This is a genomic window from Prevotella scopos JCM 17725 (genome assembly GCF_018127785.1).
GTDB lineage: Bacteria > Bacteroidota > Bacteroidia > Bacteroidales > Bacteroidaceae > Prevotella > Prevotella scopos.
The window spans coordinates 1,444,180-1,466,174 of record NZ_CP072390.1 but is presented as its reverse complement, the minus strand read 5'-3'; the positions used below and the strand labels follow the sequence as shown (position 1 = coordinate 1,466,174).

The following is a 21,995-nucleotide window of genomic DNA, read 5'->3' as shown; positions in this document are numbered from 1 at the left end:
GTGCCAAAACTGGTACTCGCTCTTTGTTATAGGATAGTTATTTATCGGATAACACTTGTGTAACGACCTCCTTGTGTGATGATGCGTACCACGTAGGTTCCCTTTGGAATGGAGAGGTTAAGGTTGTCGGTACCATTCGCAGCACTACTTGCTACCAATATACCATTCATACCATATACCTCCACACGCCTCAAGCCCTGCTGTTGTATGTGTAAGCATCCGTCAACGAATTGTAATGTCGGTTTGACGCTCACTTCTTCCACACCATTTGTTCCTCCTTCAGGATATTTGTCATGCGGTCCATTGATAAGGGAAAGGTAAGGTGACCTCGTTGAAATTGGTAATAAGTCGACATTCTTTCCGTCTACCACACCAAACAATGCCACTCGATAACGACGGTTATTGATGAATTTTTCAGTCTTTGGGTCAATCCATTCGCTGGTTATCATCGTCATATCATCAACCTGTGTGAGGTCTACCTGCAGTGGCTTCTTTGTTACTTGGATAGACATACCTGTCACAGTATCAATAAGGTAGAGCGTCAGACCACCCTTGTATTGTACGTTCTTTGCAAGATATGCAATACATACGAGTCTGAATGTTGGACTTCTTGATACATCAAAGTTCTCCATTTGCACACTTCCTTCCTCGTTATCTTGCGCATAAACAATCGCATTTGAGAAGATATCAGCCTGACTCTTTGCCTCAATTGTGAGTGTATAAGGTTTTTGTGAAGCATTTTCACGTACCTGACAGCTTACGTTGTCGGCATTGGTGATGGTCGTACGCAAATGATAAGTACCCGAAGCAATGTCGTAAGGAAGGTTGAATGGCATTCTAACACGCTTGGTCGTATAGACATCAAAGTCAACTATCTCATCCGTCTGTGTGGTAAATACGACCTTATTCTCACTATTGATAAGTTCTGCCTTTATGGTTCCGTTGAAGAAATTTGCATCTAATTTGCGGATGTTTAGACGGAGTACATTCGGTTCACCCGGCATCACTTTGTTGTCAAACCCTGGGTTGGTTGTAAGCTGGTAAGCCGTTGTTGTCGATGGCAATTCTAAGTAGCTGATGTTCCCATTCTTCACCTTCATCACAATACGTGGAGCCTTCTTCATTCTCGCCCAAGCTCCGAGTGTTCCGTCTTCCTGTGTTCTTGCCGCAATAGGATAGAGTGAATAGATGCCGTCGGTAAGTGTTGTAAAGTCGAGTGTGAAGGTTATCTTATCATCTATCACACCTCCTGAAACCCATTTACCTTCGTTAAAGACAAATCGGTCCTTAGTAAATATCTTCCTTCCATCTTGTCCATAAGGTGTTACTTTTACTAATTTGCCCTCTTGATCATAGATTCCCAAACCGATATCGCCCACAAGTTCACTTTGACTCTGATTGATAAATCTTGAATACATGACCTTAGCAGTAGCGGATAAGGTTGTAGGAGCATCGCCTACAAACGCCATATCACTTCCGTAATCAAAGTTGATATTAGGCGACTGATAGGCAATGTCAGCATCAATCTTAGGTGTACCAGGTTTGTTAGGATGTATCGCAATGACATGAAGTCGGCGATTGAAACTATGTTGTGCACCATTAAACTCACTACCAGTAGATGTAACATTCAAAGTAGCAAGTGAGTAATAGCCATTTGCCTGACCATTCCATCCAAAGTTCATATGGAACCTATCCTCCTCGTCAAAGCCATCACAAACCCACGCATGCCCACCTCCTGTCTTCGAATCTCCAGATATGTAGAGTGGAAAACCATTGCGGAGTTCTTCCTTTACAATCTCAATAAAGTTGTCAACACCCTCGTATGATCTGGTTACCATTGCGGCATCATAGTCGAAGTAATTGCGCAATGCACGCTCAGCCATATAGCTCTGCGTACCACTTGCTCTATCCGTGTATTGCATATTGGTTGCAATACCCACATCATTCATCAACAAAGCCACTGCATCTTCTTGCTTTGTAGTAATGTTTCTGCGGTTATAATCAAGCAACATGTTGTCCCAGTCGTAGTGTGACTTTGTAAAATCGGCTGAGCGAACGGTGTTATCAAACTTCACCGTGTAGCTTTCTTGCCCTTTTCCTTTTGTTGGCCATTTATGGTAATACATCACCTGTGCAACAGCAGTAGCCACACACCCCGTCATGTAACGAGTCTGCTTGCTGTATGGATAGTCCTGTCCCCACTTGCTTTTTAGCAAAGGCTGCACAGCATCAGCTGCTTTTGTAGCTGCTCCTGCACGTGTGGTAAGCGTCTTATTCTTGCTCAACTCCTCATATACCTGTTGATAGGTGTCAAAGAGATAACGTGCTTCGGGATTGAGGTTCGCCATGTTAATTGAAGCCTCTTTGCTGTAAGCTAACACCTTACCCATCTTGTCATCGCCTGCAATAACTACAAAACCTTTGCCTGCTTCATCGTTGAAAATGTAATAAGGTTGTTGTGTTGCCGTTGCTGCAGCACGTGTTTTTATGTTTTGGGCATCCTTCTTGCTTGTATTTACATACGCTCTTGCAATGCGTAAAGCAGTGTTGAAATCAACATTGTCAGCATAGTTTGTTGTTACAGAAAGTAGGAGGAAAAGAATGAGAAAACTTCTTTTCAATAGGATATTCTGTGCTGAAAAGACAGTTTTTTTACTATTAATTTGAGATATTGAATTTGTCATATCAGGTTTATACCAAATGAATTATTTTCTGCAAAGGTACATTAAAAAAATCCAATTTACATAGAAAAAGTCAAAAAGGTCGTTAGTGCCGAAAGTGATTATGCTTCTTCATTGGGTGTCTTTCATCGTTTTTGGGGGGAGTTAAGGCCTTAAAGACCTCTTCCCCAGAACTTATCATTAGTAAGCAAAGTGCTTACTGACTTGTCCTTTATAAGTATTGATATTCAAATAAATGGTGTCCATCTGCTTAATACCGTCCAAAGGAATACTTGTGAAAATGCGTTTGCTGTAGTATTCTGGTACTCCATTTTGATGATGATACAATCGGAGGTAGAAGTTACGTCCACCAGAAGGTTGTTTCTTGATGGAGTCGCAGACAATGGATAAAGCCTGAACAATCTTTTTGTTATCCGTCTTCCCTGTCTTCAAGTTAAGCGTAAGATTCAGATATTTTCTGTTCTTGCTCATCCATACACTTTCAAAGCCAACAGGGTCAGTGTGTATTGTTGGAAAATCGAGTGCCAAGCGTGGGTGTAAGACGGCAACTGGGTTGATGGCAAAAGATGAAGTAACGCCATTTTCTACCTTATTATAATATAGTATAGCACGATAGGTGGAATCGGCACTTTTTGCCCATAGTGTCTTTACTGCAGGTTTTAAGGTCAGTTGTGTGCCGTCATCGGTTGTTGCTGAAGTAAAAGCAGAAAATTCGTTTGTCTTCGCCTCAACAAAATCAGTATGTAGATAAGAGAGTTCACCATCGCCTGTTTCATAGAAGTCGTGGTCACAGGCCGTGACTATGAGTAACGACACGAGTGCCGTTACTATAGTCAATAGTCTGTAGTTTGTTTTTCTGAACCAGTTCACGATTTATTATTTCTTAAAGGTGAGACGATTCAGTAGCGATTTAAAACGACCATTTTCAGATGATGCAGCGATGTAATTCTTTGCAGGATAAGCATACTGTGTGAGTAAGCAGGTGCGTAAGAATTTATCATCACGATTCTCAATTTCAATCTTTTCAATCTGACCATCAAGATAAGCATTGAAGTTCTGATAGTCTTCCGCAGTGTAATACTCTTCGTAAACACGTGTGTCCTGAATCATATCCAGTGCCACGTAGTTGACAGGGTAGAGCTTATAGTTGCAGTGAATTTCGTGATCGATGTGAGCTGCAATAGCGTCGAAGAGTTTGTTCTTTGGTAAGTCCTCATCTACTGTGTCAAGCCATTCGTCAATGCAAGGCGCACATTTGTAGAAGATGTGTCCCTTGTAGCCCTTGATTCCTACTAACATACTCTCAAGATCGTCTTCGGCAGTCTTCTTCCAATAAGGAATGTCACGGCGTAACTGATACTCACGAGCTTTTAGATAGTCGCATGGATCGTACTCGTATGAGATGGCCAACGGAACGATGTGGAGCTGTTTTAGACGATCAATGATGCTGCCTTCGCCCCCCATAGCCATCATCTTTAAGATGGCAGGTTGCGTAAGATCGTTAGAGTTCTTAGCTCTTCCTTCTCGTTGTGCAATCCAAACGTTCTCTTTTTTCTCGGCAATAGCGAAGTGAATATACTCTGACATACGTTTGCTGGCGCGTAACATCTCTACTGAATGAAGGGCGCGCTCAACGGTAAACGACTTGTTGATACGAACCAGATCACGTACCCAATCCTGTGAGAGGAGGTTGTCACCGATTGCAATCTCACATGTGGTATTAAAACCAACGTCAATGAGCAGTTTATCGAGGAAGGCAGAGTCGAGCACAATGTCACGATGGTTGCTGACAAACGTATAGCGTTTGCGTGTATTGATATTGACTGCATCCATGCTACAACCTAAGCTCAACTCCGTGACAAGACGCTGGAGGAAAGGATAGCAGAATGTTTTTTGGAAATCAAGATTTGTCTTACAAGCGTGCATCTTTTTTGCTATCGCCTCTGCTGGAACATCAGGGTAGAGGTAAGCCAGCACCATTTGAAACTGCTTATCGGCAAGAATTCGATCATATACAGCTGGTAATTCTTCCGGCTCGAAAGGACGGATAGGGTCAAACTCTGATGGTATTTTCATAATCGTAAATAATTAATAAGTTTCTAAATTTATGTCTTATTACACGCTCTAAGAGCCTGCAATGATTAGTTCTATTCCCATTTCTTCTATCTTACGGGCCATATACTGCGGTATCTTGGAGTCGGTAATGATGATGTCAACCTCCTCTAGTCCGCTAATCTTGGCGAAGCCTCTTCGACCAAACTTACTTGAGTCGGCTAAGACAATAGTCTTTTGTGCTGCCTGCATCATACTTCTGTTTAGTTCTGCTTCACGTATGTCGGTTGTAGAGATACCAAAGTCAAGGTCGATACCATCCACACCCAAAAACAATTTTGTGAATGAACAGCCACGTAAAATCTCCATACTATATTGTCCAACAACCGACACACTGCTATGGCGAACCATACCACCAAGCTGAATAATATCAATGTTATCGTTGCCTGCCAAGGTCATTGTTGCCTGAAGACTTGCAGAAACAACCATCAGCCTATTCTCAGGATGAATGTTACAAGCTAATGCGTGGATAGTTGTTCCTGATGCAAGGATGATGGAATCATCTTTTACAAGTAGTTTTACTGCCTCTGCTCCGATGAGTTGTTTCTCTTCCACCTTCAACTTCTCTTTCTCATTCACCGAACGATTATTGGTAAATGGGTTGATGAGAATAGCCTTACCATGACTTCGATAGAGCTTTCCTGCCTTTTCAAGTTCGGTAAGGTCTTTGCGTATCGTTACTAATGACACGTCCAAGGAGGTTGCTAAGTCGGAAACCAATACGGACTCCTGTGTCAGAAGCTGGTCGAGAATGGCATTTTGTCTGTCTTCTTTTGTCATAATTAACATCGGTTTTCGGCAGCTTTCAGTAGATACCTGTCACGCTTAACCGCATAAGAATAGTTTTGTACAAATATAGTTAAAATAAATCAATGGGTAAAGATGAACTCTTCGTTTAACAGAAGATTAACAATTGTTTATACTCATCTTTGATGTAACGATGGACGGTTTTAGCTATGCTTTACCATTAGGTATTTGAAGAGGAATAGGAAAGTCTATTCTTTTGTACGAATAATCTATCAAATTACTTGTCATTTACGAACAAAGTATTTATCTTTGCAACATTATGAAGTACAGCATCATTGTTCCTGTTTTCAACCGTCCGGATGAGGTTGATGAACTATTGGAGAGCCTGCTCAGCCAGGAGGAGAAGGATTTTGAGGTCGTTATCGTTGAGGACGGCTCACAGATTCCGTGTAAGGAGGTATGCGATAAGTACGCTGACAAGCTCGACCTGCATTATTATTATAAGGATAATTCAGGACCGGGACAGAGCCGTAACTATGGTGCTGAGCGTGCAAAAGGTGAGTATCTGCTCATTCTCGACTCCGATGTAGTACTCCCTAAGGGGTATATCCGTGCTGTTAGCGAAGAGTTAGAACGTGAACCAGCCGATGCTTTTGGTGGACCTGATTGTGCACATGAGTCTTTCACCGACACACAGAAGGCCATTTCTTATTCAATGACCTCGTTCTTTACGACGGGAGGAATACGTGGTGGTAAGAAGAAACTTGACAAGTTCTATCCTCGTTCATTCAATATGGGTATCCGTCGTGATGTTTATCAAGAGTTGGGAGGTTTCTCAAAGATGCGTTTTGGAGAAGATATTGACTTCTCAATCCGTATCTTCAAGGCTGGTAAACGATGTAGATTGTTTCCAGAAGCATGGGTGTGGCACAAGCGTCGTACGGACTTTAGAAAGTTCTGGAAGCAGGTTTATAATTCCGGTATAGCACGTATCAATCTCTATAAGAAGTATCCAGATTCGTTAAAACTTGTCCATCTCTTACCAATGGTATTTACTGTTGGTACGGCTTTACTTGTTTTGCTGATTTTGTTTGGTTTATTCTTGCAGTTTTTCCCAATACTCAATGTCTTTGGTAGTTTCCTCATTTTCATGGGGTTGATGCCATTGGTGCTTTACAGTGTCATCATCTGTTTTGATTCAACTATGCAAAATAACAGTCTTAACATTGGTCTTCTTAGTATCGAAGCAGCCTTTATTCAGCTAATCGGCTATGGTTGTGGTTTTATCAGTGCGTGGTGGAAACGTTGCGTGTGTGGCATGGACGAATTCGCTGCATACGAAAAAAACTTCTATAAATAATTCATAATTCACAATTCACCAACAATCTACTAAACCGAATCTACATTCTAAATAATAAATAATGGCGGTAACCACTCCCCTCCCTTTGGGGGAGGGGTCGGGGGAGAGGCCGCTTCTTTACTATGGTAAAACTCACTATCACTCACTGGGCAGAGGCTGACCGCCCACGCGAAAAACTTGAAAGACTAGGGGCTGGTGCACTCAGTGATGCTGAATTACTGGCTATTCTGATTGGTTCTGGCACACCAAAAGAGAGTGCGGTAGACCTAATGAAGCGAATTCTCAATGACTGTAATAATAATCTAAATACACTTGGAAAGCTTTCTATTCGCGACTTAGAGCAATACAAGGGCATTGGTTTGGCAAAGGCAATCACTATCCTTGCTGCTTGTGAATTAGGTAAAAGACGGCAGAAAGCGACAGTGGAAGAGACACCAATACTCAATAGTGCAGAGAATATCTATCAGTTTATGCACACAACGATACAAGACCTTGACATTGAAGAAGGCTGGATTTTGATGATGAAACAGAATTTCCGTCTCATAGAGGCCAAGCGTATATCGGTCGGTGGACTTACTATGGCTCCTATCGATATCCGATTGATGATGAAGGAAGTGCTGCTGAAGAATACAACTGTTTTGGCCTTTTGTCATAATCATCCAAGCGGAAGTACGACCCCAAGCAGGGAAGATGATATGCTGACATCGCATATTCATAAGGCCTGCGAACTGCTGCATATTCATTTTGCAGACCATGTAATACTCACCGATGGAGGGTATTTCTCATATCGAGAGGAAGGAAAGTTATAGAGGAAAGGTGCTAAAAAGAATTGTGTTCTATTTGTGTTGGCTGGTAAACATTTCTCATGTTGGTTAGCCATAAGCGTCTGATAACATTCTTTGTAATGACCACGTCGGCTTTATCTTCCCATCTTTAGCTGATGTGTTGTTACTCCGCACATATGGTGTTGATGCTTCGCACGTGTTGTGTTGATGCTCCGCACCAATGGTGTTGAGTATAAAATAGCATCTTCTCTATCATAAAGAGGGGATTAAATCAGCCTTTCACTTCTTTTCTAAAGGCTCTATGCTCCACACAAGACCCGTGTGCCGCCAATAAGTAACACGTACTGTACGGTATTGTTCCAGCTCTTTAAAATGAGCATAGCTAATATTATGTTGTCTATCAGAAGACAGAGTGTCACCTTCCCATGTGATGGTATAATCATCAGACCTCTTATAATGAGTATGTACTCTCAGTGAGAATGTCCCTTCGTAATTTCTCACATCATGTTCTATAAGGTCTAATGCCAGGTCGTATCCCCATATTCCAATAATAAAAATTAGAACAAGCCCCATCACCAAATACTTCAAACGAGAATACCATCGTTCCTCTTTCTGGCGCATCCAAGTATAGCAAAGATATGCCATACACGCAGATAAAAGAATTGTGGTGATATGTAAGATTAAGCCCCAATAGCCTTCTCTGGTATGAAGTCCAAAGTAGCTGGGGTAAATATAAAGGATAAATAGCGTTAATAAGCAAAGCAATGCAAGAGATATGTAAAGCCATACGAACTGGCTGTCAAGGATTCTTTGCAATAGATTTTTCTTATTGCCAGACTCTGTATGGCTGGACTTTCCATTGCCTGTCTGAGTAGCCTCCATGAGGATAGCAGTCCATTCGGGACTGCCAGGTGTAGCTGTATGTATTCCTGTGTCATCTTTATAAGTGATATGTTCAACCTTTCCATCTTTATACTCGATGTTCCAACCGCAGTTGTTGTGGGGATTTTTCCAACTACAGTCACCACTGTTGAGCTTGTCAATATACTTCTTTGCTTCTGATAATGTACATCCTTTGCTTTTATGAACCAATAGCACTGCTTCAATATTCTTACCTTTATGCAGCAATTGACGTACTTCTTCATCGAGATTGCTCATCTTTATATTATTAATTTATCTACTGCAAATATACTACTTTCTGTATGTAATCCCACAAAAGATCCTAACCTTTCCACAATGATTTATTGTGATTATAGTTTTTAATTACTATCTTTGCAGATGATAGGCTACGCTCGACTATTTGAAAGCAAGCTTTTATGGTATTTGTTGTGCCTGTCTTTGATAAAAGAATAATTTAATTAAAAGAATCACTAATTATGACAATAGAAGAGAAAACAAAGATAGAAGAAAGAATCGTTGACGTTTTGAAGACCGTTTACGACCCTGAAATACCAGTGAATATCTATGATCTTGGTATGATTTACAAGATTGATGTGGATGATGAGGGCAACCTTGATATGGATATGACCTTTACTTCTCCATCTTGCCCTGCGGCTGATTTCATTCTTGAAGACGTACGTACAAAGGTGGAAAGTGTAGAAGGTGTTAAGACAGCAAACATCAATCTTGTCTTTGAACCTGTATGGGATCAGAGCATGATGACTGAAGAGGCACGCGTTGAATTAGGCTTCGAATAAGTTCGTTTGCTCTCCCCTGTACAATAGACAGCTAAGCCTCTTCTTACTTCGGCTGTCTTATCTCTGCCATTCTGTCCTAATTTCTGAGGCATTGCCTCAGAATATAGGGAGTATTCATTATCCCTTACCACCCTTCACCCATTACCCAATGACATGAAGAATATCTATTTCCTCTCCGATGCACATCTCGGTTCACTCGCTATAGAGCATCGTCGCACACACGAACGCCGCCTTGTTCGCTTCTTGGATAGCATTAAGCATAAGGCCGCTGCAGTCTATTTGCTAGGTGATATGTTCGACTTTTGGAACGAATACAAGTATGTTGTTCCTAAAGGATTTACCCGTTTCCTCGGTAAAATCTCGGAGTTGACGGATATGGGTGTGGAGGTTCATTTCTTTACTGGGAATCATGACCTCTGGACTTATGGTTATCTGGAGGAAGAGTGTGGTGTTATCCTTCATCGTAAACCTATTACGACAGAGTTATACGATAAGGTCTTTTATCTCGCACATGGTGATGGCTTGGGGGACCCTGATCCGAAGTTTCGTTTTCTCCGTAATGTGTTTCATAATTCTTTCTGTCAACGATTGCTCAACTTTTTCCACCCATGGTGGGGGATGCAGTTAGGTTTGAATTGGGCGAAAAGAAGCAGACTGAAGCGTACTGATGGGAAAGAAGTTCCTTTCTTGGGTGAAGATAAGGAGTTTCTCGTCCAATACACAAAGAAGTATATGCAGACGCATAAAGACATCGACTTCTTTATCTATGGTCATAGACATATTGAACTCGACCTCACGTTGTCACGCAAAGTTCGTTTGTTGATTCTCGGTGACTGGATATGGCAGTTTACTTACGCTGTTTTTGATGGTGAACACATGTTCCTTGAGGAATATGTTGAAGGTGAAAGCAAGCCTTAAGAAACGTAAAAATATACTATTTGTAAAGACAAAATGAGATTTTTTGAGTATAAATAGTGAATATTCGCAAAAGAATTTGGAGGTTAAGAAACAAAAGTGTAACTTTGCATCGTCTTTAAGAGGAATGAGTTGTCATTCATTACCGAGATAAGACAATTGAGGCTCTAAGCCTAGAGAAAGAATTAAGGCATTCATAATATAAAATTAAAACTCAGGTTTGTAGATTAAGTTTAGTCAAAAGAAAGGTGGTTGTCGTGAGACAGCTACCTTTCGCATTTTTAGGAGGTTTTATTCCTGATTTCCTACGTAAAGATACAATTAAGGCGTTATCGGTTGTTTTATTGTTATCATAAACTAACCAATAACGCCTATATATGTATTTCTTACTTCTTCAAGTTCTTAACAAGTTCTTCTGTGTCACGGGCAATGACAATCTCCTCGTCAGTTGGAACGAGCACAACCTTAACCTTTGAGTCATCGGTAGAGAGAATCTTTTCCTCACCACGACACATGTTGCGTTCTTTGTCAAGTTTAATACCAAGATACTCCATATCCTGGCAAGTATCCCAACGGAGACCAGTCTGATTCTCACCAACACCAGCTGTCCAAACGATGATGTCAACACCATTCATAGCTGCAGCGTAAGCACCAATATATTTCTTGATACGATAAGTGTACATCTGTAATGCTAAATGAGCCATCTTATCACCTGCGTTGTCAGCGTTCTCAATGTCGCGCATATCAGAGCTGATACCTGTAATACCAAGTACACCACACTCCTTGTTAAGGAAGTCTGCCATCTCCTGTGGCTTCTTACCAAGCTTCTCCATCAGATAGGTAACTGCTGAAGGGTCGATATCACCAGAACGTGAACCCATCATCAAACCTGCCAATGGAGTCAGCCCCATTGAAGTATCGATAACCTTACCACCCTTGATAGCTGCGATAGAGGCACCATTACCAATGTGACAAGTGATAATCTTCTGTGTCTTAATGTCAACACCAAGCATCTCGCAAACACGATGTGATACGTAGCGATGACTCGTACCGTGGAAACCATAGCGGCGAACATGGTATTTCTTGTAGAGATCATAAGGTACTGCGTAGAGGTAAGCGTAGTCAGGCATTGTGCTGTGGAAAGCATTGTCGAATACAACTACCTGTGGAGTGTGAGGCATTAAAGCATCCACAGCACGCAAACCGCGCAAGTGACCAGCGTTATGAACAGGTGCAAGGTCGATAAGACTCTCAATACCATCTTCCACTTCCTTGGTTACGATGCAGCTCTTCTCAAAGAGGTCGCCACCTTGTACGATACGATGACCAACTGCTCCAATTTCGTCAAGGCTTTTAAGCGCACCAAGTTCTGGGTCGAGAAGCACCTTGAATACGAGTGCTACACCTTCCTTGTGGGTTGGAAGGTCAGCCATAATCTGCTTCTTCTCACCATTATTAAGTTTTACCTTAATAAATGCCTCGTCAAGTCCGATACGCTCAACAATACCTTGAGCCAATACAGATTCATCTGCCATATCGTACAACTTGTACTTAATGGAACTACTGCCGCAGTTTAAAACTAATATCTTCATATAATGAATTATTATTTTAGAAGGATGATATAGGTGTTACTTATCTAGGACTTCATCATCTGTAGGGATTTCTAAGACACTGTTAGTACTCCTAAATCATCATTTCTGATTCTACAATTGTTTCTTAGCGTCCTGTGCTTGACATGCTGTAATGGCTACCATATAATAGATGTCATCAACGCAGCAACCACGAGAGAGGTCGTTTACAGGGCGAGCAATACCCTGAAGGATTGGACCAATAGCCTTTGCACCACCAAGTCGCTCAATCAGTTTATAGCCAATGTTACCCACCTCAAGGTTAGGAACAATAAGTACGTTTGCCTTACCTGCGATTTCTGAGCCTGGTGCCTTCTTAGCTGCAACAGCTGGAACCAATGCAGCGTCGGCCTGGAGCTCGCCATCAACCTTCAAGTCAGGGAACCTCTCTTTGGCAATTTTTGTAGCCTCAACTACCTTATCGATAATATAAACACTCTTGCCTGTCTCACGGTCCTTAGCATCCTGTGCAGAACCCTTTGTTGAGAAGCTTAGCATCGCAACGTATGGATTCTGAAAACCAGCAACGCTCTTTGCAGTCTCTGCAGTGGTATATGCAATTTGTGCCAACTGGTCAGCCGTAGGGTTTGGAGTAACAGCAACGTCGCCCATAACGACAATACCATTCTCACCATACTGCTCCTCGTGGGTGAGGATAAGCATAGCACCACTCACGCAGCTGATACCTGGTGCACATTTGATAATCTGCAACGCAGGACGAAGGGTGTCACCAGTAGTAGAAAGGGCACCAGAAATCTGTCCGTCAGCACCACCGGTCTTGATAATCATACAACCAAGGTAAAGATTGTTCTTTGTAACAAGTTCGCGAGCTTTGTCTAAAGTCATACCCTTTTTTTGGCGTAATTCTGCTAATTTCTCAGCATATTCTTCGCTCTGTGGATTGTTCTCTGGGTCAACAATGGTAGCCTTGTCAATGTTCTTAAGCCCCCATTCTGCGGCAAGCTTATGAATGTTAGTTGGGTTTCCAATGAGGATCAGATTGGCGATGTCATCAGCCAACACTCTGTCAGCTGCCCTCAGGGTACGCTCCTCTTCTGCCTCGGGGAGCACGATACGCTGCTTGTCTGCTTTCGCACGTGCAACGATTTGCTCTAATAAGTCCATATATGTCTTTTAAAATATGATTAGTATAATTTTCGTTTTTGCTATGCAAAGATAGCAAAATAAAGTTGTAGTTCCAAACATAATGATTGTTTTCTCTTATAAAATAATGTATTGGTTACTGACAAGCATTTTCTGTAGATTTGAGCCGTTGGTATCTTCTAATTGTTTTAATGATAAAGAAGTATCTTACTTCCCATTTTCTCCAAGTTTTTTAGTATAGGACACATGTGGTGCTGAGGGTCCGCACGGATGGTGCTGAGGGTCCGTACCATTTGAAGTAAGGATTAGATGAATTTTAATGTATTGTTAGGATGGTTTTCGCTTATTGATTGTAGAGATTTGTAGTATCATTTTAGTCCATATAGTGTAGGGGAAATAACTTCGCACTCAATAACCAAAACCTTTTTATCTCCTTATGGCATGACTTGGTATATAGATTACTCTGTTTTTAAGTTTTAGGAGATTACTATAAAAACAAGCTTGTTTTTGGATGTCTTATGTTTTCTGTATATCTTTGTATTCTAAACAAAGCAAATATCACTATGATTAAATTTCATGATGTCAAGACAACTGACCGTGACTTGATACAAAGTTATACGTTGTGTGGCGAACGTATGAATTGCGATTTAAGTTTTGCCAACATCATTTCATGGCGTTTCTTATATAATACGCAAATAGCTGAAGTTGATGGATTTTTGATTTTTCGTTTTTATACGGGGCATCACCTTGCTTACATGGCTCCTGTGTGGAAATGCAAATGGGATGATGCTATGAAGGAGCGGTTTGTAGCTGTTGTTCGTCAGATGAGAGATGATGCTGTCACATTGGGACATCCCTTCCTAATGCTCGGCGTATGTTCTTATATGACGAATATCTTGGAGAAGACTTTTCCTGACACTTTCTATATCAAACCAGATCGTGACCACTTTGACTACATCTATACGCGTGAGAAACTCGCGACCTTGTCTGGAAAGAAACTTCAAGGAAAACGTAACCACTGCAATAAGTTCCGTAAGAACTACCCGGACTATGAATATCGCCCGCTTACAAAGGACATGATTCCTGAATGTATAGCGGTTGAAGAAAACTGGAGAGCCGTCACGAAGGAAGATACTGAGCAGACGGAGGAACTCTCGGAAGAACTTCGTTCTATGACACGTGTCTTCGACTTATGGGATGAAATTGGTGCCATTGGTGGTACGATATGGGTTGATGGAAAGCTGATAGCCTTTACTTTCGGCTGTCCTATCACGGATAAGGTGTTCGATGTTTGTGTGGAAAAGGCTGATACGGCATACGAAGGAGCATTCTCTATTATCAATCAGGAGTTTGCGCAGCATCTTCCAGAGCAGTATGAATATATGAATCGTGAGGAAGACCTTGGAATAGAAGGACTCCGTTATGCGAAACTTTCCTATAAACCAGACATCCTTTTGGAGAAGAGTGTGGTCATGGAGAAATATCCTTTGGCACAGGAGGAGTCACAAGAAAAGATTAAAGAAGAAACCATTGCTTTGTGGCGTGACACCTTCCATGACGCAGAACCCTTTATTCAACTCTATTTCTCACGTGTTTTTAAGCCTGAATATAATGTTATCTGTCAGGTCAATCAGCACACGGTGGCTGCCCTTCAGACACTCCCCTATACGCTGAAGTATTATGATGAGGAGGTACAAACGGCTTATATTAGTGGTGTGAGTGTCAAGGAGGAGTACCGCAAGCAGAATATGGGTAACAACTTAATGTCACAGGCACACTTCCGCCTTTTCTATAAGGATATTGTCTTTTCGACATTAATACCTGCGGGAGAATGGCTCTATGACTGGTATGGTCGTTGTGGTTATACACGTAATATCACTTGTACACCTGGTCCAAAAGATGTGAATAATATGGATTTCGCAACCTTTGATAGCTGGCAACGAACAAGGGATTGTGTGCTTCTGCACAATGAAGAGGGTTTTGATATTATCAAAGAGGATGATCGTATATCATTGGCCATTGACCCAGAAACTCGTAGAGAGACAAAGGATATTCCTGCAATGATACGTGTTATTAACGCTGAAAAAGCTTTGCAGCTTTATGCAAGGCGTCGTCCAGCGTGTACAGAGAATCTTCGTGTTTATGATGATTCGGATATTCCTGAGAATAATAGTTATTTTCAAATCAAGCAAGGGCATGTTGTTAAAACCAACCAACCATTACCTGGCACGAAAGTGTTAACGATTGCGGAATTAGCTGACTATATCTTTAAGGATGATAAACTTGAGATGAATCTGATGCTGAATTAGGTGTTGGGTGTTGGGTGTTGATGATGTGTTGAAGTTTGGCGCATCTGAGGGAACATGTTGGTAAATAAATTGGGTGTTAATGGATAGCAAGTTTATGACTATACATTAACACCCAAATCATATACCCTTTATAAGTATTCATCAATATCCATCACCCAAACGCCATCTCTTTAGTAAGGATACTTTCCAACTGTTCGGCAGAAAGGCGGAGTTGGAACTCGCCACGTAAGGCAACACTGATGCGCCCTGTTTCCTCTGAAACGATGACAGCTAAGGCATCAGAGTCTTGCGAGATACCCATTGCAGCACGGTGTCGTAAGCCAAGTTCCTTTGGAATATCTTGCTTGTGGCTCACAGGAAGAATACAACCAGCAGCCTTGATACGACGTTTAGAGATAACCATCGCACCGTCATGAAGTGGAGAATTCTTAAAGAAAATGTTTTCAATGAGGCGTTGATCAATACGAGCATCAATCAGGTCGCCTGTCTCAACGATATCTTCTAACTTTACACCACGCTCAATAACAATCAGTGCACCGACCTTTCCACGGCTCATACTCATACAAGCCATAACGATAGGCATAATAGTTTCCTTGTCAACTTCTTTTTTGCTCCCTTTCTTGGTGAACAACTTCATAATGTTGTTTATCTTTCTGTGGGCACCAAGGCTATAAAGGAAGTGGCGTATATCTTCTTGGAAGAGGACAATCAGACCGATGACACCCACCGAAACAAGTTTGTCCATGATGCTACCTAAGAGGCGCATCTCCAAGACTTGACTCACGATGAGCCACGTGATAACGAATACCATAATACCGATAAAGACGTTTAGCGAGCGTGACTCCTTCATCAATCGGTAAATATAGTAGAGCATCAGTGCTACCAGCACGATGTCGATTACATCTTTTATTCCAAATGGGAAAAACATAATAGCAAAGTTACTACCCGTGTCGCCGTGGTTCCCTCTCATGCGGTGGAGGAATTAGATGCTGACAGTGGGTGAAACGTAGGGTGTCTATTGGTTTATAATTAATATGTTGAATTCTTCTTATTGCTCAGCATTCTGTCGCATTGCCTCAACGATTTTCACCGCTTCAACGGCAGGACGAACGTCGTGAACGCGGAGAATGTTGGCTCCCTTCATGAGGGCAATGGTGTTTAGTATGGTTGTGCCGTTCAGACTCTCGGCTGCTGTTATACCTAAGAGCTGGTGAATCATACGTTTACGGCTGATACCAACGAGTAGGGGAAGTTCCATAACCTGCAATCGTTCCATCACACTCAACAACGTATAATTACCGTCTACGGCTCCTTTGCCAAAGCCAAAGCCTGGGTCGAGGATAATATCTTTCTGTCCTAAGGCGCGCAACTCTTGTACTTCACGTGAGAAGTTGATGAGCATGTCATGCAGGTTGGCAGCTGTTGACATTAATATATAAGGTGTACCCAGTTCGGCGACAGTAGGGAACATGTTGGAGTCTTTGCCTTCTTCAACATCATTAATGATGTCGGCTCCGAACTCTTCTATAGTACGTCTGGCAATTGATGCGTGGAAGGTGTCAATAGAAATGATTGCATCAGGCTCTGCCTCTCGGATGATTGGGAGGGCAAAAGCAAGGCGACGCATTTCTTCTTCTTCGCTGACAGGTTCGCTGTTAGGACGTGTGGAGCAAGCTCCTACGTCAATGATCTTTGCTCCTTCTGCCATAATCTCATGCGCACGTTGACGGATAGCTTCCTCCGTCTGTACCCGACTATCAGCAAAGAAAGAGTCAGGTGTCACGTTCATGATACCCATAACGAGCGGATGGCTCAGGTCGAGGAGCTGTCCCCGCACGTTGATAGTATAGTTAACGGGCTTTATGTCTGCCCCAAAGTTCATACTTTCCATATCCGCAAAGGTAATGTAAAAGTAGCATATATGTGAATTTTGAATTAAGAAATTTGATGTAGTGGGGGAGACTGGGTAATATGAAGACAGGGTAACAGAGTAATAGGGGACGCGTTAAGACATAGTAACAGAAGAACAAGGCGGTGGTAGTAACATGGGATAGGGCATTATTTGTGTTGTAAAGCAGTGTTTGTTGGCTTGTAGTTTAGTGGGTATGGCGGGTTGGTTAATAAGCAAGTTTCGAATTATTTTCATGAAAAAAAATATTTCTTTTCATGAAGAAAAATATTTTTGTTCGTGAAAATAAATCTTTCTTGTCGTGAAAATAATTTGGAGTTTGGTCTTTTCTGTTGTCTTGATATGGGTAATGATTGTTTTTAAATAGATATATTAATAATGTAGATTAGCGTTTTGAAAATAGGTGAGTCTTTCTCTTCCTCTTGTCTTGTAATCTCTTTATAGTAGTTGAATAAGGTTAAAAAAATAGGATATATCAGTTGCCCGACATATCCTATTTATATACTGTTTTCTGATAGTCTGCCTGTTGGCAGGGAGGACTTAGGCGTTTACACGACCCAAGTAGCTACCATCGCGAGTGTCAATCTGGATAACCTCACCCTCGTTGATGAAGAGGGGAACGCGAACAACAGCACCAGTTTCAAGCGTAGCAGGCTTTGTTGCGTTTGTTGCAGTGTTACCCTTTACACCTGGCTCGCTGTGAGTAATTGTCAATGTAGTCTTAACAGGCATCTCAGCGAGGAGGATTGTACCATCAGAAGTATCTGTAACAACTTCTACAACATCACCTTCCTTCATGTAGTCAGAACCAGTGATTTGGTGCTTAGAGATAGGAATCTGCTCGAAAGTCTCCTGATTCATGAAGATGTAACCCGTTGAATCCTCATAGAGGTACTGGTAAGGACGACGCTCAACACGTACATCCTCAAGTTTGAAACCAACCTGGAAAGTACGTTCAAGCACACGGCCGTCAGCAACATTCTTCAACTTAGTAATCATAACGGTGTTACCCTTGCCTGGCTTACGGTGCTGGAAGTCGATGCAAGTCCAAATTTTACCATCAAGACGAATACATGTTCCAATCTTGATTTCCTGTGAATTAATCATAATCTGTTAATATCTAATTTATTATTTTTTATACGTTGATATCTCACTAAGATGGTGCAAAGTTACAGAAAATATGGAAAAAAACATAAATAAAGGACGTAAAAATCATTGTTTTCTTGGTTAATTCAAAAAGATTAAGTAATTTTGCAGCCCATAATGGCAGGTTTTATCCTGTTGCTCTTATAATTTGCATAATAACAATAAAATAGGATAAGAAAATGAAAAGAACATTTCAGCCGCACAACCGTCGTCGTGTGAACAAGCACGGTTTCCGCGAGAGAATGGCAACAAAAAACGGCCGTCGTGTATTGGCTGCTCGTCGTGCCAAGGGTCGTAAGAAGTTAACAGTTTCTGACGAACATCACGGAAAGTAAAAATTACGCCTTTTCCCTTAGAGGGAATTAGTGCGAAAACGGAAAGAAGTAGAGACTATTCTTTGCTTCTTTCCGTTTTTTTATCTACCTTTGCCAAAAGTAATTTTAGTTGACGAGTTGACAAGTTGTGTGATAGTTGGCGAGTTGACGGATTGACAAGTTGGCGAGTTGACGGATTGACAGGTTGATAAGTTAGAAGAAAAGTAAGCAAGTTGAATGACTACAAAAGAATTCTTCCATAAGTTTAATAGTACATATATCTGGGGTAATATCCTAGCTATCGTCATCCTCTTGGCGATATTGTCTATAGGAGTTAGGTTTGGACTTGACTTCTATACACTGCATGGTGAGTCTATTGTTGTGCCGAATGTAATCCATAAGCAATATGATGAGGCTGTGGATATCATGGATAAAGTTGGGCTGACAATTGAGGTAACGGATACTGGATATGTGAAAGAACTGCCTGCCGATTGTATTCTAGAGCAGTCGCCAGTGGGTGGTAAGCGCATTAAATCGACGCATGTGGTTTATGTAACCATTAATGCGGCAAGTGCACCATCGCTGGTTATCCCTGATATTATTGACAATAACTCGCTTCGTGAAGCACAGGCGCAGTTGCTCTCTATGGGATTCAAGGTGGGTGAACCAGAATATATCCCAGGTGAGAAAGACTGGATCTATGGTATCTTGGTAAACGGCAAGCATGTGAACGCCGGTGACCGTGTACCATCAGATGCTGTCATCGTTTTGCAGGTGGGTGATGGAACTCGTCAGATTTCTGATACTGCAGGTTTGAGAGAACCTGAATATGAAGAGGTTGAAGTTGAGGAAAAGGTCCCAAAATATGATGAGGTGGAGGAATATGTGGAAGTTCCTGTTGATGAGGATGGCAACGAGATAAAAGATACACGTGGAAAATCGGGTTCGGGAAGTTCAAATCCTTCTTCGCAATCAGGTTTGCCTGCCGACCCATCTTCAGTTAGACCAAAAGAATAAAGCACTATGACGACTGACGAAGAAACGATATTTGAAGATGAGCTTAATGATGACTTCCTTCCTGCTGAATCTCATGAGGGAGTGGGTGGTGAGTTGTATGAGCACTTCCGTGTCATCGTAGATAAAGGTCAGGAGCCTGTTCGTATTGATAAGTTCCTCTTTGAGAGAATGCAGCATTCTAGTCGTAATCGTATTCAGAAGGCTGCCGATGCTGGCTATATCCATGTGAATAATGCGCCAGTGAAAAGTAATTATAAGGTACGTCCGGAGGATGTAATCACTTTGATGCTCAATCAGCCAAAGCATGATAACACGATAGAAGCTGAGGATATACCTTTGGATATCGTCTATGAAGATGACGTTCTGATGGTTGTCAATAAACCAGCAGGACTTGTTGTGCATCCTGGAGCAGGAAACTTCCATGGGACATTGATTAATGCCATTGCTTGGCATCTCAAGGATATGCCTTCCTTTGATCCTAATGACCCAGAAGTTGGATTGGTGCATAGAATAGATAAGGACACAAGTGGACTCTTGGTGATTGCAAAAACACCTGATGCAAAGACAGCATTGGGTAAGCAATTCTTCAACAAGACAACTCATCGCAGTTATAATGCACTTGTTTGGGGAAATATTATAGAAGATGAAGGGCGCATCGAAGGGAACATTGCACGTGATCCGAAGGACAGATTGCGTATGACGGTCTTCCCTCCAGACTCGGAGATTGGTAAACCTGCTGTTACACACTATCGTGTCATTGAACGCTTTGGTTACACAACACTCATTGAATGTGTGCTTGAAACAGGTCGTACACATCAGATTCGTGCACACATGAAGCACATTGGTCATCCTTTGTTCGGTGATGAGCGTTATGGTGGAACGGAAATTCTGCGTGGTCAACGATCAAGTACTTATAAGGCTTTCATTCGGAATTGTCTTGCACTTTGTAATCGGCAAGCACTTCATGCGCGAACATTAGGCTTTGTTCACCCTGTTACGGGTAAGCAGATGGACTTCACCAGCGAGCTCCCGGCTGACCTTGCGGCATTGATTGAGAAATGGATAGGTTTTGTTGGTGGACGTGCGGACGAGTTAACAAGTTAACACGTTGCTGTAATATAAGATATTAATATTTTCAGATAATAGAAATACTAATAATCCACATAACCCCTACGAAGGAAGTTGAATAGCTTGTTTGTAGAAGGCTAACGGGGATAAAATAAAAAGAACACAATGAAAGATTCAAAGCGTAAAATTGCTATCGTATGTGGTGGCGACTCTTCAGAACATGATGTCTCTATGCGTTCAGGGCAAGGATTATATTCTTTCTTTGACAAGGAACGATACAATATATTTATAGTAGATGTAAAGGGACTCGATTGGAATGTTGAATTACCTGATGGCAGTTTAGCACCAATTGATAAGAATGACTTTTCATTTGTCATGAATGGTAAGCGTGTGGAGTTTGATTATGCTTATATCACTATTCATGGTCAACCAGGTGAAAATGGTGTGATGCAAGGTTATTTTGACCTTATCCATCTACCTTATTCTACGAGTGGCGTTCTTGTGGAAGCATTAACTTTTGATAAGTATGTCCTTAATAACTATCTGCGTGGGTTGGGTATTAAGGTAGCTGATAGTATTCTGCTGCGTCGTGGCGAAGAGTATGATGAGGCTGAAATTGAAAAGCGTCTTGGTATGCCTTGTTTCGTGAAGCCATCGGCTGATGGTAGTAGCTTTGGTGTGTCAAAGGTGAAGAATATCGATCAGCTTGCCCCAGCTCTTCGTGTGGCTTTTATGCAGAGTGATGAAGTGATGATAGAGGCTTACATGGATGGTATGGAGATCTCTCAGGGTGTTTATAAGACAAAGAATAAGTCTGTCGTCTTCCCTGCTACAGAGGTTGTGACAAGCAATGAGTTCTTTGACTATAATGCAAAGTACAATGGACAAGTGGAGGAAATCACACCTGCCCGTATGTCAGACGAGACTGCTAAACGTGTTGCAGCAGAGACAAGTCGTATCTATGACATTCTTCATGCGAATGGTATTATCCGTATCGACTATATCATTTCAAAAGATAAGGATGGAAATGATGTTATAAATATGCTTGAAATCAATACCACACCTGGTATGACTACCACTAGTTTTATTCCACAGCAGGTGCGTGCGGCAGGTTTAGATATTAAGGAAGTATTGAGCGAGATTGTTGAGAATCAGTTTTAATAACTGACATATACATCTTACTAGAATATAAAAGAAGAGAGG

19 protein-coding genes are annotated in these 21,995 nt (G+C 41.7%); 9 read left to right on the top strand and 10 right to left on the bottom strand.

Annotation, left to right across the window (positions count from 1 at the left end; all coding sequences use genetic code 11):
* Nucleotides 1-41 precede the first annotated feature (41 nt).
* From J4856_RS11480 to J4856_RS11465, 4 genes are all read right to left on the bottom strand, one after another.
* Nucleotides 42-2,684, bottom strand: a complete 2,643-nt coding sequence (locus J4856_RS11480; protein ID WP_083130754.1) for a C10 family peptidase — start codon at nucleotides 2,682-2,684, stop codon at nucleotides 42-44.
* 177 nt (nucleotides 2,685-2,861) lie between these two features.
* Nucleotides 2,862-3,551, bottom strand: a complete 690-nt coding sequence (locus J4856_RS11475) for a NigD1/NigD2 family lipoprotein (protein ID WP_025837793.1) — start codon at nucleotides 3,549-3,551, stop codon at nucleotides 2,862-2,864.
* Between the two features lie 6 nt (nucleotides 3,552-3,557).
* Nucleotides 3,558-4,757 (bottom strand): 1-acyl-sn-glycerol-3-phosphate acyltransferase, encoded by a 1,200-nt coding sequence (locus tag J4856_RS11470; protein ID WP_025837796.1) that lies wholly within the window; start codon nucleotides 4,755-4,757, stop codon nucleotides 3,558-3,560.
* Nucleotides 4,758-4,805: 48 nt separating this feature from the next.
* Nucleotides 4,806-5,573, bottom strand: a complete 768-nt coding sequence (locus J4856_RS11465) for a DeoR/GlpR family DNA-binding transcription regulator (protein WP_065367704.1) — start codon at nucleotides 5,571-5,573, stop codon at nucleotides 4,806-4,808.
* Between the two features lie 286 nt (nucleotides 5,574-5,859).
* Here J4856_RS11465 and J4856_RS11460 point away from each other — a divergent pair, with 286 nt between their 5' ends.
* The gene (locus tag J4856_RS11460) at nucleotides 5,860-6,900 is read left to right on the top strand and encodes a glycosyltransferase family 2 protein (protein WP_025837798.1); all 1,041 of its coding nucleotides are present in this window, start codon (nucleotides 5,860-5,862) and stop codon (nucleotides 6,898-6,900) included.
* Nucleotides 6,901-7,022: 122 nt separating this feature from the next.
* Nucleotides 7,023-7,709, top strand: a complete 687-nt coding sequence (radC, locus tag J4856_RS11455; protein WP_025837801.1) for a RadC family protein — start codon at nucleotides 7,023-7,025, stop codon at nucleotides 7,707-7,709.
* Between the two features lie 255 nt (nucleotides 7,710-7,964).
* Here the strand turns inward: radC and J4856_RS11450 are convergent, their stop codons facing one another.
* Nucleotides 7,965-8,843 carry a hypothetical protein gene (locus J4856_RS11450; RefSeq protein ID WP_083130756.1) on the bottom strand — a complete coding sequence of 293 codons (879 nt, stop codon included), beginning with the start codon at nucleotides 8,841-8,843 and terminating at the stop codon, nucleotides 7,965-7,967.
* A 218-nt stretch (nucleotides 8,844-9,061) separates the two neighbouring features.
* Here J4856_RS11450 and J4856_RS11445 point away from each other — a divergent pair, with 218 nt between their 5' ends.
* The gene (locus J4856_RS11445) at nucleotides 9,062-9,382 is read left to right on the top strand and encodes a metal-sulfur cluster assembly factor (protein WP_004361640.1); all 321 of its coding nucleotides are present in this window, start codon (nucleotides 9,062-9,064) and stop codon (nucleotides 9,380-9,382) included.
* Nucleotides 9,383-9,535: 153 nt separating this feature from the next.
* Nucleotides 9,536-10,300: a UDP-2,3-diacylglucosamine diphosphatase gene (locus J4856_RS11440; protein ID WP_025837806.1), complete on the top strand. Its 765-nt coding sequence runs from the start codon at nucleotides 9,536-9,538 to the stop codon at nucleotides 10,298-10,300.
* Nucleotides 10,301-10,683: 383 nt separating this feature from the next.
* Here J4856_RS11440 and J4856_RS11435 read toward each other — a convergent pair whose 3' ends face one another.
* Together J4856_RS11435 and pta are read right to left on the bottom strand one after the other, a co-directional pair.
* Entirely contained in the window at nucleotides 10,684-11,889 is a 1,206-nt protein-coding gene (locus J4856_RS11435; protein WP_025837808.1) for an acetate kinase, read from the bottom strand.
* A 111-nt stretch (nucleotides 11,890-12,000) separates the two neighbouring features.
* A complete protein-coding gene (gene pta / locus J4856_RS11430; RefSeq protein ID WP_025837810.1) occupies nucleotides 12,001-13,050 on the bottom strand; it encodes a phosphate acetyltransferase in 1,050 nt (349 codons plus the stop codon).
* A gap of 542 nt (nucleotides 13,051-13,592) precedes the next feature.
* Between pta and J4856_RS11425 the strand changes: the two genes are divergently transcribed.
* Nucleotides 13,593-15,338, top strand: a complete 1,746-nt coding sequence (locus tag J4856_RS11425) for a GNAT family N-acetyltransferase (protein WP_025837812.1) — start codon at nucleotides 13,593-13,595, stop codon at nucleotides 15,336-15,338.
* A gap of 151 nt (nucleotides 15,339-15,489) precedes the next feature.
* On the opposite strand, the gene cdaA is transcribed toward J4856_RS11425, so the two are convergent.
* From cdaA to efp, 3 genes are all read right to left on the bottom strand, one after another.
* Complete coding sequence (gene cdaA / locus J4856_RS11420; RefSeq protein ID WP_025837813.1) at nucleotides 15,490-16,266, bottom strand: diadenylate cyclase CdaA; 777 nt, start codon at nucleotides 16,264-16,266, stop codon at nucleotides 15,490-15,492.
* A gap of 120 nt (nucleotides 16,267-16,386) precedes the next feature.
* Nucleotides 16,387-17,229 (bottom strand): dihydropteroate synthase, encoded by an 843-nt coding sequence (folP, locus tag J4856_RS11415; protein WP_025837816.1) that lies wholly within the window; start codon nucleotides 17,227-17,229, stop codon nucleotides 16,387-16,389.
* 558 nt (nucleotides 17,230-17,787) lie between these two features.
* Entirely contained in the window at nucleotides 17,788-18,354 is a 567-nt protein-coding gene (efp, locus tag J4856_RS11410; RefSeq protein ID WP_004361650.1) for an elongation factor P, read from the bottom strand.
* Nucleotides 18,355-18,572: 218 nt separating this feature from the next.
* On the opposite strand from efp, the gene rpmH reads away from it, so the two are divergent.
* The 4 genes from rpmH to J4856_RS11390 all read left to right on the top strand — a co-directional run bounded on the left by rpmH (nucleotide 18,573) and on the right by J4856_RS11390 (nucleotide 21,953).
* The gene (rpmH, locus tag J4856_RS11405) at nucleotides 18,573-18,728 is read left to right on the top strand and encodes a 50S ribosomal protein L34 (protein WP_004361653.1); all 156 of its coding nucleotides are present in this window, start codon (nucleotides 18,573-18,575) and stop codon (nucleotides 18,726-18,728) included.
* A gap of 216 nt (nucleotides 18,729-18,944) precedes the next feature.
* Nucleotides 18,945-19,724, top strand: coding sequence for a PASTA domain-containing protein (locus tag J4856_RS11400; protein ID WP_025837821.1), 780 nt, complete (start codon nucleotides 18,945-18,947; stop codon nucleotides 19,722-19,724).
* A 6-nt stretch (nucleotides 19,725-19,730) separates the two neighbouring features.
* Nucleotides 19,731-20,828, top strand: coding sequence for an RluA family pseudouridine synthase (locus J4856_RS11395; protein ID WP_065367705.1), 1,098 nt, complete (start codon nucleotides 19,731-19,733; stop codon nucleotides 20,826-20,828).
* Between the two features lie 129 nt (nucleotides 20,829-20,957).
* On the top strand, nucleotides 20,958-21,953 hold the full coding sequence (locus J4856_RS11390) for a D-alanine--D-alanine ligase (protein ID WP_025837823.1): 996 nt from the start codon (nucleotides 20,958-20,960) through the stop codon (nucleotides 21,951-21,953).
* Nucleotides 21,954-21,995 lie beyond the last annotated feature (42 nt).